General features: G+C 64.6%; 11 protein-coding genes and 1 pseudogene. 5 read left to right on the top strand and 7 right to left on the bottom strand.

What is annotated here, in order from left to right; all coding sequences use genetic code 11:
* Nucleotides 1–44: 44 nt before the first annotated feature.
* Nucleotides 45–494 carry a GNAT family N-acetyltransferase gene (locus FZZ93_RS06535; protein ID WP_149321525.1) on the top strand — a complete coding sequence of 150 codons (450 nt, stop codon included), beginning with the start codon at nucleotides 45–47 and terminating at the stop codon, nucleotides 492–494.
* Between the two features lie 64 nt (nucleotides 495–558).
* Here FZZ93_RS06535 and fba read toward each other — a convergent pair whose 3' ends face one another.
* From fba to FZZ93_RS06520, 3 genes and pseudogenes are all read right to left on the bottom strand, one after another.
* Complete coding sequence (gene fba, locus FZZ93_RS06530; RefSeq protein ID WP_149321524.1) at nucleotides 559–1,623, bottom strand: class II fructose-bisphosphate aldolase; 1,065 nt, start codon at nucleotides 1,621–1,623, stop codon at nucleotides 559–561.
* Between the two features lie 85 nt (nucleotides 1,624–1,708).
* Nucleotides 1,709–2,878, bottom strand: a complete 1,170-nt coding sequence (locus tag FZZ93_RS06525; RefSeq protein ID WP_149321666.1) for a phosphoglycerate kinase — start codon at nucleotides 2,876–2,878, stop codon at nucleotides 1,709–1,711.
* 63 nt (nucleotides 2,879–2,941) lie between these two features.
* A pseudogene (locus FZZ93_RS06520) lies at nucleotides 2,942–3,949 on the bottom strand (type I glyceraldehyde-3-phosphate dehydrogenase); the annotation flags it as partial.
* A 229-nt stretch (nucleotides 3,950–4,178) separates the two neighbouring features.
* Here FZZ93_RS06520 and FZZ93_RS06515 point away from each other — a divergent pair.
* A complete protein-coding gene (locus FZZ93_RS06515) occupies nucleotides 4,179–5,231 on the top strand; it encodes a class I fructose-bisphosphate aldolase (RefSeq protein ID WP_149321523.1) in 1,053 nt (350 codons plus the stop codon).
* A 113-nt stretch (nucleotides 5,232–5,344) separates the two neighbouring features.
* On the opposite strand, the gene tkt is transcribed toward FZZ93_RS06515, so the two are convergent.
* The 4 genes from tkt to FZZ93_RS06495 all read right to left on the bottom strand — a co-directional run bounded on the left by tkt (nucleotide 5,345) and on the right by FZZ93_RS06495 (nucleotide 10,097).
* Complete coding sequence (gene tkt, locus FZZ93_RS06510; RefSeq protein WP_149321512.1) at nucleotides 5,345–7,378, bottom strand: transketolase; 2,034 nt, start codon at nucleotides 7,376–7,378, stop codon at nucleotides 5,345–5,347.
* A gap of 13 nt (nucleotides 7,379–7,391) precedes the next feature.
* Nucleotides 7,392–8,339, bottom strand: a complete 948-nt coding sequence (tal, locus tag FZZ93_RS06505) for a transaldolase (protein WP_149321522.1) — start codon at nucleotides 8,337–8,339, stop codon at nucleotides 7,392–7,394.
* A gap of 90 nt (nucleotides 8,340–8,429) precedes the next feature.
* The gene (gene dhaL, locus FZZ93_RS06500; protein WP_149321521.1) at nucleotides 8,430–9,083 is read right to left on the bottom strand and encodes a dihydroxyacetone kinase subunit DhaL; all 654 of its coding nucleotides are present in this window, start codon (nucleotides 9,081–9,083) and stop codon (nucleotides 8,430–8,432) included.
* Between the two features lie 24 nt (nucleotides 9,084–9,107).
* Nucleotides 9,108–10,097 (bottom strand): dihydroxyacetone kinase subunit DhaK, encoded by a 990-nt coding sequence (locus FZZ93_RS06495; protein ID WP_149321520.1) that lies wholly within the window; start codon nucleotides 10,095–10,097, stop codon nucleotides 9,108–9,110.
* Nucleotides 10,098–10,470: 373 nt separating this feature from the next.
* Here FZZ93_RS06495 and rpiB point away from each other — a divergent pair, with 373 nt between their 5' ends.
* The 3 genes from rpiB (at nucleotide 10,471) to FZZ93_RS06480 (ending at nucleotide 13,391) form a co-directional block, all read left to right on the top strand.
* Nucleotides 10,471–10,968, top strand: a complete 498-nt coding sequence (gene rpiB, locus FZZ93_RS06490; protein WP_013330946.1) for a ribose 5-phosphate isomerase B — start codon at nucleotides 10,471–10,473, stop codon at nucleotides 10,966–10,968.
* 73 nt (nucleotides 10,969–11,041) lie between these two features.
* Nucleotides 11,042–12,025, top strand: coding sequence for a sugar-binding transcriptional regulator (locus tag FZZ93_RS06485; protein WP_149321519.1), 984 nt, complete (start codon nucleotides 11,042–11,044; stop codon nucleotides 12,023–12,025).
* A 253-nt stretch (nucleotides 12,026–12,278) separates the two neighbouring features.
* A complete protein-coding gene (locus FZZ93_RS06480) occupies nucleotides 12,279–13,391 on the top strand; it encodes an MDR/zinc-dependent alcohol dehydrogenase-like family protein (RefSeq protein WP_149321518.1) in 1,113 nt (370 codons plus the stop codon).
* Nucleotides 13,392–13,438: the final 47 nt, after the last annotated feature.

Genomic DNA, 13,438 nt, shown 5'->3' with positions numbered 1-13,438 from the left:
AGGGCTTGGCATTGTCGGATTTTCCTGGTCGAACGGAGTTCGAGATGCCGACATTCTCCCGTGTTGCACCGCAGGAACTGCCCATGTCGTTGCTGCTGTTGGCGGATCCGTCCGAGCATCATATCGCCACCTATCTTGAAGGCGCCTTGTGCTATCTGGCCAGCGAGCAGGGGCAGCCGGTCGGAGCCTGTGTGCTCAACATCAACCGCGACGGTGTGCTGGAGTTGTTCAACATCGCCGTGGCGATCGAGGCCCAGGCGCAAGGCATCGGCTCGGCGCTGCTCGAGCATGCCATTGCCGATGCCCGAGCGCAGGGGCATGCGCGCATCGAGCTCGGTACCGGCACCTTCGGCCATCAACTGGCCTTCTACCAGCGTGCCGGTTTCCGGGTCGAGTCCGTGATCCGGGATCACTTTCTCGATCACTACGACGAACCGGTCCATGAGCTGGGGATCCAGCACAAGGACATGCTGCGCCTGGGATTGACGCTGTAGCATCGAAACAAAGAGGGGCGGCGCCAAGGCCGTCCCTCTTTGTGTGCCGGTCATATCGGCTGGCTTACTTCACCCGCGGATCCAGTTCGCCGCGCTCGTAGCGCAGGAACATCTCTTCGAGGTTGATCGGCTTGATCTTCGAGGCGTTGCCGGCGGTGCCGAAGGCTTCGTAGCGGGCCTTGCAGACGTCCTTCATGGCCGCGGTGCTGACCTTGAGGAACTTGCGCGGGTCGAACTCGGCGGGGTTCTCGGCCAGGAAGCGGCGCACCGCCCCGGTGGACGCCAGGCGCAGGTCGGTGTCGATGTTGACCTTGCGCACGCCGTGCTTGATGCCCTCGACGATTTCCTCGACGGGCACGCCGTAGGTCTCGGGGATCTCACCGCCGAACTCGTTGATCACCTCGAGCCATTCCTGGGGTACCGAGGAGGAGCCGTGCATCACCAGGTGCGTCTCCGGGATGCGGGCATGAATCTCCTTGATGCGCTGGATGGAGAGGGTGTCGCCGGTGGGCGGACGGGTGAACTTGTAGGCGCCGTGGCTGGTGCCGATGGCGATGGCCAGGGCGTCGACATGGGTCGCCTTGACGAAGTCGGCGGCCTCTTCGGGATCGGTGAGCAACTGATCGTGATCGAGCTTGCCCTCGGCACCGATGCCATCCTCTTCGCCGGCCATGCCGGTTTCCAGGCTGCCCAGGCAGCCCAGCTCGCCCTCGACGGAAACGCCGCAGGCGTGGGCCATCTCGACGGTGCGACGGGTGACGTCGACGTTGTAGTCGTAACTGGTCGGCGTCTTGCCGTCCTCGCCCAGCGAGCCGTCCATCATCACCGAGGAGAAGCCGAGCTGGATGGAGCGCTGGCACACGGCGGGGCTGGTGCCGTGGTCCTGATGCATGGCCACCGGGATATGCGGAAACTCCTCGACGGCGGCCAGGATGAGGTGGCGCAGGAAGGGGGCGCCGGCGTACTTGCGGGCGCCGGCGGAGGCCTGGACGATCACCGGAGAATCGGTCTCGTCGGCGGCCTCCATGATGGCGCGCATCTGCTCGAGGTTGTTGACGTTGAAGGCCGGGACGCCGTAGCCGTGTTCGGCGGCGTGGTCCAGCATCTGGCGCATGCTGATCAGTGCCATGTTTCGTACCTGTCTAGCGTGACGGCGGCGCCGTCCTGGGACGGCGCCGCACCGAGAGTCGATCGTTTGGAATCCGCGTAGTGTATCAGGCCTTGTCGGCCGCGGCTTCCAGGGCGGCTACGGCGGGCAGCGTCTTGCCTTCCACGTATTCGAGGAAGGCGCCACCGCCAGTGGAGATGTAGGAAACCCGGTCGGCGATGCCGTACTTGTCGATGGCCGCCAGGGTGTCACCGCCGCCGGCGATGGAGAAGGCCGGGCTTTCGGCGATGGCCTGGGACAGTGCCTCGGTGCCGCGACCGAACTGATCGATCTCGAACACGCCCACCGGGCCGTTCCACAGGATGGTGCCGGCGGCCTTGAGTTGCTCGCCGAGGCGTGCGGCGGTGTCGGGGCCGATGTCGAGGATCATCTCGTCATCCTGCACCTGGTCCACCGGCTTGGTCACGGCCGTGGCGCTTTCGGAGAACTCGGTGGCCACCACCACGTCGCTGGGCAGCGGAATCTCGACCCGGGCCATCAGGGCCTTGGCCTGTTCGACCAGGTCGCTTTCATGCAGCGACTTGCCGACGTTGTAGCCGGCCGCCGCGATGAAGGTGTTGGCGATGCCGCCGCCGACGATGATTCGGTCGCACTTCTCGGCCAGGGCGGTGAGCACCTCGAGCTTGGTGGAGACCTTGGAGCCGCCGACGATAGCCGTCATCGGGCGGGCCGGGGTGGCCAGGGCCTTTTCCAGGGCGCTGAGCTCGTCGGCCAGCAAGGGACCGGCGCAGGCCTCGGGGGCGAAGCGTGCCACGCCATGAGTGGAAGCCTGGGCGCGGTGAGCGGTGCCGAAGGCGTCCATCACGTAGACGTCGCACAGTGCCGCGTACCGCTTGGCCAGGGCCTCGTCGTCCTTCTTCTCGCCGCTGTTGAAGCGCACGTTCTCGAGCAGCGCGACCTCGCCGTCGACGAGCTCGACGTCGCCGTCGAGGTAGTCCTTGACCAGGCGTACGCGGCGCTCGAGCAGCTCGCCGAGATGATCCGCCACCGGGGCCAGCGAGAATTCCTCGGCGGGCTCACCCTCGGTGGGGCGTCCCAGGTGGCTCATCAGCATCACCCGGGCGCCGGCTTCCAGGGCTGCCCGAATGGTCGGCAGGCAGGCCCGCAGGCGGGCATCGCTGGTCACCTTGCCGTGCTTGACGGGCACGTTCAGGTCCTCGCGGATCAGTACACGCTTGCCGCGTAGGTCGAGGTCGGTCATCTTGCGCACGTTCATGGAAGCAGATTCCTCGTCTGGGAAGCCGAAGGGAGTCAGGCGTTGGGAGGGTGGCGCCGGGCCCAGCCTGGCGATCCGGCCGGCGACATCGAGCATGCGATTGGCGAACCCCCACTCGTTGTCGAACCAGCACAGCATCTTGATCAGGCGGCCGCCGGCCACCCGGGTCTGGGTGGCATCCACGATACCGGAGCGTGGGTCGTGGTTGAAGTCGATCGAGGCCATGGGCTCTTCGGTGTAGCCGAGCAGCCCGGAAAGCCGGGTGTGGCTTGCCTCGCGCAGCAGGTCATTGACCGTTTCGGCCGTGGTGTCGGTGCGCACGCACAGCGCCAAGTCCATGGCCGAGACGTTGATGGTCGGCACACGCACGTGCAGGCACTCGAAGCGCTCGGCCAGGTGAGGCATCAGGCGGTTGATGCCTCGGGCCAGCCCGGTGTCGACGGGCACGATGGACTGCATGGCCGAACGCGTCAGGCGAAGATCGGTCTGATGGTAGGCGTCGATCACCGGCTGGTCGTTCATCGCCGAATGTATGGTGGTGGTCACGCCGTGCTCCAGGCCCAGCGCCTCGTCGAGCACGGTCAGTACCGGTACCAGGCAATTGGTGGTGCAGGAGGCGGCAGAGATGATTCGGCACGACGCCGTCAGGTCGGCATCGTTGATGCCGGTGACGATGGTGGCGTCGACGTCGCTCTCGGCAGGCTGGGAGAACAGCAGCCGGCCGGCGCCGGCGCTCAGGTGGCGCTCGGCAGTGGCGCGATCCTTGAAGCTGCCCGAGCATTCCAGCACCAGGTCGATGCCGAGCTCGTCCCAGGGCAGCCGACTCGGCTCGGACTCGGACAGCACCTGTATCGGTCGACCGTCGATCACCAGATGATCGCCGTCGACCTCGACGTGGCCGGGAAAACGGCCATGGGTGGTGTCGTAACGCGTCAGGTAGGCGATGGTGTCGAGCCCCGACAGCTCATTGATGGCCACCACTTCCAGATCGGGCTCGCGGCGCTCGATGAGCGCGCGAAGCACGCACTGGCCGATGCGGCCGTAACCGTTGATGGCGATGCGATGAGCCATGAGATGCCTCGAACTATGCTGGCGCCGGAAAACTCGAGCCCGCGATTCTAGCGCAAATCCGGGCGGACGTCCCGGGGGCGGGGACTGGACGCGCTCGACTGGCTTCGGCAGTCTGTGGCTGGCCACCCGCATGCGATGGCCGGGCCTGAGTTAGGACACTAGGCTAGATGGTGCATCCCCGTTACCCGTCGAACTATCAAGGCGAACGACCAAGGAGAGGAAACGTACAATGACCGATATCCCACAGCTACTCGGCGATGAGGCGGACAGCCTGCTGAACCATGAGTGTCGGGGCGTGCCGGCCGAGTCGCTCTATAAGCCGGGCCCGGACTTCATCGACCGCGTGATGGCGGATAGTGATCGCAGTCCCCAGGTGCTGCGTAACCTGCAGGCCATCTATAACCACGGCCGCCTGGGCGGCACCGGCTATGTCAGCATCCTGCCGGTCGACCAGGGCATCGAGCACTCGGCCGGTGCCTCGTTCGCGCCCAACCCGCTGTATTTCGATCCCGCCAACATCGTCGAGCTGGCCATCGAGGGTGGCTGCAACTGCGTGGCTTCGACACTCGGTGGCCTCGCCTCGGTAGCGCGTCGCTATGCCCACAAGATTCCGATGATGGTGAAGCTCAACCACAACGAGACGCTGACCTATCCGGCGGTCTACGACCAGACGCTGTTCGGTCAGGTCGAGCAGGCGCATGCCATGGGCTGTGCGGCGGTGGGCGCGACCATCTACTTCGGCTCGCCCGAGAGCCGTCGCCAGATCACCGAGATCAGCGAGGCCTTCGAACGGGCCCACCAGCTGGGCATGGTCACGGTGTTGTGGGCCTACCTGCGTAACCCCGAGTTCAAAAAGGATGGCAGCGACTATCATGTCGCCTCCGACCTCACCGGCCAGGCCATTCACATGGCGGCGACCATCAAGGCCGACATCGTCAAGCAGAAGCTGGCGGAGAACAACGGCGGCTATCGGGCCGTCGGCTTCGGCCACACCCACGACAAGGTCTATGACGAACTGACCTCGGACCATCCTATCGACCTGGCGCGCTATCAGGTGGCCAACTGCTACATGGGGCGCATCGGCCTGATCAACTCGGGGGGAGGTTCCAAGGGCCACACCGACCTCGGCGAGGCGGTGCGCACCGCGGTGATCAACAAGCGTGCCGGCGGCATGGGACTGATCTCCGGCCGCAAGGCCTTCCAGAAGCCCATGGCCGAAGGCGTCGAACTGCTCAACGCCATTCAGGATGTGTATCTGGACGACAGGATCAGCATCGCCTGAGAAAAGATCGGATCTTCTGAGGCGCAAGTCTCGGTGACGCAAAAGGGCGCGGCCAATTGGCCGCGCCCTTTCATTTTTCCTGAGCGGCCAGTTTCCTGAGCGGCCAGGCGTGCTCAGTCCTCGGCGTCGTCGAGCATTTGTTCGGCCTCGTCGACGATGTTGTCGACGGTGAAGCCGAAGTGCTTGAACAGGTCGCCGGCCGGGGCGGATTCGCCGAAGGTGGTCATGCCGATGACCCGACCCTCGAGGCCGACGTACTTGTACCAGAGATCCGGGTGGCCGGCCTCGATGACGAGGCGGTTGCCGACTTCGGCGGGCAACACCCGCTGGCGGTATTCGGCGTCCTGGGCATCGAAGACGTCGGTGGCGGGCATGGAGACCACGCGCACCCGGCGGCCCTTGTCGGCCAGCGCCGCGGCGGCGTCCATGGCCAGGCCGACCTCGGAGCCGGTGGCGATCAGGATCAGCTCCGGCGTCACCACGCTGCCCTTGAGGATACTCTCTTTCAGTACGTACCCACCCCGCTGGATATCGGCGAGCTGCTGCTTGTCGCGGGCCTGATGCGGCAGGTTCTGACGCGACAGCACCAGGGCGGTGGGGCCGGACTGGCGCTTGAGGGCGGCGTTCCAGGCCGCGGCGGTCTCCACGGCATCGCAGGGGCGCCAGGTCGACATGTTGGGCGTGCTGCGCAGGGTGGTCAGCTGCTCGACCGGCTGGTGGGTGGGGCCATCCTCGCCGAGGCCGATGGAGTCGTGGGTGAACACGTAGATACTGCGCAGCCCCATCAGCGCGGCCATGCGCACGGCGTTGCGCATGTACTCCATGAAGATCAGGAAGGTCGCGGTGTAGGGCACGAAGCCGCCGTGCAGGGCGATGCCGTTGGCGATGGCGGCCATGCCGAACTCGCGCACGCCATAGTGCAGGTAGTTGCCGTCGGGAGCGCCCTCACGCGAGCCCTCGGGGCCGATCACCCGGGCACCGTTCCAGACCGTCAGGTTGGAGGGCGCCAGGTCGGCGCTGCCGCCGAGCAGCTCGGGGAGCTGCGGGCCGAGTTCGTTGAGGCAGGCCAGCGAGGCCTTGCGCGAGGCGGTGGTCTCGGCCTTGTCCTGGGCCTGCTCGATCAGCGCTTCGCTGCTCAGTTCGGCGGGCAGCTCGCCCTTCTGGCGGCGCAGGAACTCGCGGGCCAGCTCGGGATGGGCCGCGGCGTAGCGCTCGAACCGCGCCTGCCAGTCGGCCTGGCGGGTGCGGCCGGCCTCGCTGGCGTCCCAGCCCTGGTAGATCGCCTCCGGCACATGGAAGGGCGCATGCGGCCAGTCGAGCTGCTCGCGGGCGGCGGCGACCTCGTCCTCGCCCAGCGCCGCGCCGTGGCAGGACTCCTTGCCCTGCTTGTTGGGCGCGCCGAAGCCGATCACCGTCTTGCAGATGATCAGGCTGGGCGTGTCGCTGTGCTGGCGGGCCAGTTCGATGGCCGCCTTGACCTGCTCGGGCTGGTGACCGTCGACATTGGGCACCACGTGCCAGCCGTAGGCCTCGAAGCGCTTGGCGGTGTCGTCGGTGAACCAGCCTTCGACCTCGCCGTCGATGGAGATGCCGTTGTCGTCGTAGAAGGCGATCAGCTTGCCGAGCTGCTGGGTGCCGGCCAGGGAGGCGACCTCATGGGAAATGCCTTCCATCAGGCAGCCGTCGCCGACGAAGCAGTAGGTGTGATGGTCGACGATGGTGTGGCCGGGGCGGTTGAACTGGGCGGCCAGGGTGCGCTCGGCGATGGCCATGCCGACGGCGTTGGCCAGGCCCTGGCCCAGCGGGCCGGTGGTGGTCTCGATGCCCGGTGCATAGCCGTACTCAGGATGGCCGGCGGTCTTGGCGTGCAGCTGGCGGAAGTTCTGCAGTTGCTCGAGGCCGAGCTCGTAGCCGGAGAGATGCAGCAGGGAATAGAGAAGCATGGAGCCGTGGCCGTTGGAGAGCACGAAGCGGTCACGGTCGGGCCAGTGCGGATCGGCGGGATTGTGGACGAGGAAATCGTTCCACAGGACCTCGGCGATGTCGGCCATGCCCATGGGGGCGCCGGGGTGACCGGAGTTGGCCTTCTGGACGGCATCCATGGAAAGGGCGCGAATGGCGTTGGCCAGTTCGAAACGGGTCGGCATGGGGACTCCTGGATCAAAGGCGGTCGGCGATGCGTTGCTCGAGGCGTGACTGGTCGTCGTCGAAACGACGGATGCCTTCGGCCAGCTTGTCGTTGGCCATGGCATCCTGATTGTGCTCCCAGCGGAAGCCGGACTCGCTGAGCGATGTCGGTCGCGGGCCGCCGTTACGTGTCATGAGCACCTTGGGTTTGACGGTCCCCGGTGTGGTGGCCAGCTCTTCGAGCAACGCCGGCGAGATGGTCAGCCGCGGGCAGCCAGCGAGTGCCAGGACCTGGTCGGCGGTGCGGAAACTGGCCCCCATGACCACGGTGTCATAGCCGCCCTGGCTGACGCGTTCACAGACACCGCGCACGAACTGTACGCCGGGATCGTTTTCGGGGGGGAAATCCCGGCCGGTTTCTTTCTTGTACCAGTCGGTGACCCGACCGACGAAGGGCGAGACCAGAAAGACGCCGGCATCGAAGCAGGCCTGGGCCTGGGCATCGCTGAACAGCAGCGTCAGGTTGCAGTTGATGCCTTCCTTCTCCAGTACCTCGGCGGCACGGATGCCCTCCCAGGTCGAGGCCAGCTTGATCAATACCCGGTCGCGGCCGATGCCGCGCTGTGCGTAGAGCTCGATCAGCTCATGGGCCTTGCGGATGCTGGCCTGGGTATCGAAGGACAGTCGGGCGGCCACTTCGGTGGAGACGCGCCCGGGGACCACGCCGGCGATCTCGCTGCCCATGGCCACGGCCAGGTGATCGACGGCCCGGGCGGCGCGCTCCTGTTTGTCACCCTGGGCGGGGAGCGTGGCCAGCTCCCGTTCGATCAGCGGCTGATAGCCGGGCATGTCGAAGGCCTTGAGGATCAAGGACGGGTTGGTGGTGGCGTCCTGGGGCTGGTAGCGCCGGATGGCGTCCAGGTCGCCGGTGTCGGCGACCACCAGGGAGTGCTGCTTGAGGTCGTCGAGTCGTGAAACCATGAGTGTCTCCACTGGAACAATGGGCGAGGGGCGCCCGGACAGTGCCGAGCACCATCCGGGCGAAGAATCTGGCAGGCCGCTAGCGTCGCGTCAGGCGGCGGCTTTCTCCAGGTGACGCTCGGTGCTGTCGGCGAGCGTCACCAGCAGCAGCCGGCAGGAGACGGCGCCGGCGTCGAGGTGGCCCCTGGAGCGTTCGCCCAGCCTGGCGGCGCGACCGATACGGGCTTCCAGCTCTCGGGTGGACTCGCAGCCGCGTTCGGCACCCTGGCGAAGGGCGTCCAGAGCGGCGGGGAAATCCTCTCCGTTGTCCGCCGCGCGACGATAGTCGTCGACTGCCGGCACTAGGGTGTCGAGCAGGCACTTGTCGCCGACCTGCGCGTCGCTGATGCCCTGAAGGGCGTTCAGGCCGCCGGTCAGCATGTCACCGAAGGCCCTGGCATCGAGGGTCTCGCATTCCTTGATGGCGTTGCTCATGCCGAGAAACAGGCTGCCGTAGAGTGGGCCCATGGAGCCGCCGATGGAGCCCATCAAGGTTGTGGCGAGAGTGCCCAGCGCCTTGGAGAGGCCCAGTGACTGGCCCTGGATCGACTCGCCGCACAAGCGAAACCCCTTGGCCATGTTGATGCCGTGGTCGCCGTCGCCGATGGCGCCGTCGACTTCGCTCAGGTAGTTGCGGTTTTCGACGATGACATCGACCAGCGCCTCGAGAATGTCGGTACCGTGAGTGGTGTTCAGATATTGCATGAGGGCTCCCGAATGTGAAGGCAGTCAGCGGGTGATGGCCAGCGAGCGGGCCGGCGCGTCGATGAGAGGCTTGAGCTCATCGTCGAGCTTCATCACCGTCAGGGTCGCCCCCATCATCTCCAGTGACGTGAAGTAGTTGCCGATATCGGCGCGGTGCACGGTGATGCTCTCGGCCTCGAAGCGGTCGGCGATGTGGGCGTACAGCAGGTTGAGTTCCATGTTCGGCGTGGCGCCGAGCCCCGAGACCAGTACCGCTACCTCGCCGCCGGTGAAATCCTGGTCGGCGAGAACCGGATCGCACATCGATTTGGCCATCGAGGTGGCATCGGTCAGGGGAGCCACCTCGATCCCTGGTTCGCCATGGTGGCCGATGCCGAGCTCCATGTGGCCGGGCTCGATCGAGAAGTTGGGCTTGCCATTGGCGGGTATGGTGCAGCTGCTCAAGCCGATGCCGATGCTCGAGCAGGCGTCGACGGCCTTCTGGGCCAGACGGATCACCTCGGCCAGGTCATCGCCGCGTGCCGCGGCGGCACCGCCCACTTTCCACATCATGATCTCGCCGGCGACGCCTCGTCGCTGGTCACGCTGGTCGGCCGGGGCGGAGGCGACATCGTCCCGGGCGATCACTGTCTTGACGTCGATGCCTTCCATCTCCGCCATCTGGCGCGCCATTTTCACGTTCATGTTGTCGCCGGCGTAGTTGCCGTACAGGCAGGCCACGCCACGACCCCGGTCAGCGGCCCGGAAGGCATCAAGGAAGGCATCCGCGGTGGGTGACGAGAAGATCTCGCCGATCGCCACGGCATCGCACAGCCCTTCGCCAACATAGCCCAGGAAGGCGGGCTCGTGCCCGGAACCGCCGCCGGTGACCACGCCGACCTTGTCGGGTGTCTCGCCGGCGTACTTGAGCACCCGGGGATGGTCGGTGGCGGCGTAGAGCGAGGGGGACGCTCGCAGATAGCCGCGGACCGCGTCATCCACCACGTTATCGGGGTCATTGATGATGCGCTGCATGGCGTGTTCCTCAAGTTGTGGGTTGTTGTCGTCGTATTGGCCTGGCCGGAAGCCGAGTGACAGCTGGTCAATGCCATAAATGTTCGATATGTGATCAAATGTTTAGGCTTGTCGTCGAGACATGTCAAGGCTGTCCTGGCGAGAGGGGGTGAGACTTTGGTCGCTTCCTTTCCTTCCTGTTACCCAGAATTCTCTATATTTGTTTGATTTTTAGTGTGATTCTCGATTTTTGCGGGAGCCTTGAAAGCACATCCTTTGTTCGCCGGGGGCGTGTTCATGTGAAATTTTGGGTTTACAAATGATCGTCTGGTGATACTTTGAACGCGGAGGCCGTTGGCGCTGGGTCGATGGCCGGTAACCAGGAGTGCTATCCATGTCTGATTCAACCATGGCCGCGCGAGCGGCAGTTCGCATCGCCCTGGGAGGAGATGAGGCGGCCTTCGAACTCAAGGAAGCATTGATCGAGCATGTGCGATCCCTGGGCTTCGAGGCGGTGGATTTCGGTACCTACAATGCCGAGCCGGTGCTCTATCCCGATATTGCGGTGCGCGTGGCGCGGGCCGTCGCGGCGGGGGAGGTCGAGCGCGGGGTGCTGGTGTGCGGTACCGGCATCGGGGTCGCGATCTCGGCCAACAAGGTGCCGGGCATTCGTGCGGCCCAGGCGCATGACACCTACTCGGCGATCAAGGCGCGCTCGAGCAATGATGCCCAGATAGTGGCCCTGGGGGCGCGCGTCGTCGGAGTGGAGTTGGCCAAGAGCATCGTTACCGCCTTTCTCGGTGCCGATTTCGGTGGTGGAGCCTCCAGCGAGAAGGTGGCGCGTATCGCCGATTACGAGCGGGAGTTTTCGCGCGGCTCGCCGAGCGCTTGATCACTGAGGGTTCGGCTGATCGCTGTGGTATCTTGTGCCGGTCTCCAGTCACGGATCGCATGAGGCCACCGCCATGAACGAGCGCGTCGAGAACGCCGATATCGCCTTGATGACCGAGATCGCCACCCTCTATTACGTGGAGGGCGAGACGCAGGAAGTCATCGCCAATCGCCTGGGCATCTCGCGGGTCAAGGCGGGGCGCCTGCTCAAACGGGCGCATGCGGAAGGCATCGTCGATGTACGGGTGCGTCAGCACCCTTCGGTGAGTGCCGAGATCGAGCAGGAGTTGATACGTCGCTTTGGCATCAAGCGTGCCCTGGTGGCGCTTGATCATGCGGATCAAGACGTGCAGCGCTCTGGTGTGGCCAGCCTGGTTGCCGATCATCTGTCGCGCACCCTGCACGATGGTTCTATCGTCGCCGTGGGAATGGGGCGCAATGTCGGCGCCGTGGCGGACAACGTTTTCGAGCAGGGCGAGCGCAAGTGCTCGTTCGTGTGTGCCATTGGCGGCTCGCTGCGTGCCGGCGAGTACATGAACCCCGATCATATCTGTCGACGTCTGGCGATGAAGTTCGGTGGCGACAGCGAGACGCTCTATGCTCCGGCCCTGGTGCAGAACCCCGAGTTGCGCGATGCCATGTACGAGAATTCCACCGTACGACAGACGCTGGATCGTGCGCGGCGGGCCGACACCGCTCTGATCGGGGTGGGGGATCTCAGCGAGGACAGCAACATGGTGCGCATGGGGTGGTTCTCGCCCCAGGAAATCGCCGAGGCCCGGCTGTCGGGCACGGTGGGTGACATGATGGGCTATGACTTCATCGACCTGCACGGCCAGCCTGCGCGGACGCCGATGCAGGGGCGGGTGATCGGCCTGACCATCGGGGACCTGGCGCGAATTCCCGATGTCGTTGCCATTGCCAGCGAGAACACCAAGGCCGCCGGCATCCTGGGGGCGCTGCGGACCGGCGTGATCGATACCCTGGCCACCAGTGTCACCAACGCGCATACCATTCTGCGCCTCGATGAGGCGACGCCTGCCGCCGAGACGGGTTGATATCGTTTGATCATATGTTCACTCCTCGTTTCTAGTGAGCAGCCTTGTCTGCTGTCAAACCTCCAGGTTCGATTCTATTGTTTTCGGACACTCTTCATAAATTATATAAAAAAACAGCAAGTTATTTGTTGCTCCTAAAGTATTAGGCAAAAAATCCAACGAGTTCATTGACCCGGCTATACTGAAAAGCGTTAATTCATTTGAGCAATACAAGATCAAATGATAAGCCAGCGCTAGCTCAGTGGAGGCCCCAATGAACGAGACCCTCACCCAATCCGCGACCGCGGACGTCACCATCCCCGACACCATGGATGCCATCGTGGCCTATGCCCCGGGAGACTATCGCCTGGAGCAGGTGGCAGTGCCGGAAATCGGCGAGAAGGAAATCCTGATCAAGGTGGAAGCCTGCGGGATCTGCGCCAGCGACCTCAAGGCTTTTGAAGGCGCGCCCAGCTTCTGGGGTGACGCGGATCAGCCGGCCTATATCAAGGCGCCCATGATTCCCGGCCATGAATTCATCGGTCATGTGATCAAGATGGGGCCTGGTGTCCAGGGATTCGAGATCGGCGATCGCATCATCTCCGAGCAGATCGTGCCTTGCTGGGACTGTCGTTTTTGCAACCGCGGCCAGTACTGGATGTGCGAACGGCATGATGTCTATGGCTTCCAGCACAACGTCAATGGCGGCATGGCCGAGTACATGAAATTCCCGGCCGAAGCCGTCAATCACAAGCTGCCGGACTCCCTGCCCATGGAGCAGGCTGTGCTGGTCGAGCCGTATGCCTGCTCCATGCACGCCGTCAAGCGTGCCCAGATCGAACTGGGTGATGTGGTCGTGCTGGCTGGCTCCGGAACCCTGGGACTTGGCATGATCGGCCCGATCAAGAAGTCCGGGCCCGCCAAGCTGGTGGTGCTGGACCTGAATCCCGAGCGGCTGGAACTGGCGAAACGGTTCGGGGCCGATGTAGCGCTCAACCCGCTCGAGGACGATGTGGTGTCGATCGTCAAGGAGATGACCGGCGGATACGGCTGCGACATCTACATCGAGGCCACGGGCGCGTCCAAGTCGGTGGAGCAAGGCCTGTCGATGCTGCGCAAGCTCGGCCGGTTCGTGGAATTCAGCGTCTTCAAGGAGCCGGTGACAGTGGACTGGAGCATCATCAGCGATCGCAAGGAGCTCGATGTACTGGGGGCTCACCTGGGGCCCTACTGCTATCCGTTGGTCATCGAAGGCATCGAGAACGGCGATTGCCCGACCCAGGATGTGGTGACCCACACACTGCCACTGAAGCGCTTCCACGACGGCATCGAGCTGATGAAGCACGACAAGCAGGCGCTCAAGGTCGTGCTGATCCCTGGTGAATGAAGTGCTCTGCCGGCCCCTTGCGGGGCTGGGGCACGAGTAAACAACAA

Origin of the sequence: Halomonas eurihalina (assembly GCF_008274785.1) — a bacterium.
GTDB classification, from domain to species: Bacteria; Pseudomonadota; Gammaproteobacteria; order Pseudomonadales; family Halomonadaceae; genus Halomonas; species Halomonas eurihalina.
Note: the sequence above shows the minus strand (reverse complement) of the source record. Positions and strands in the feature narration are given on the sequence as shown.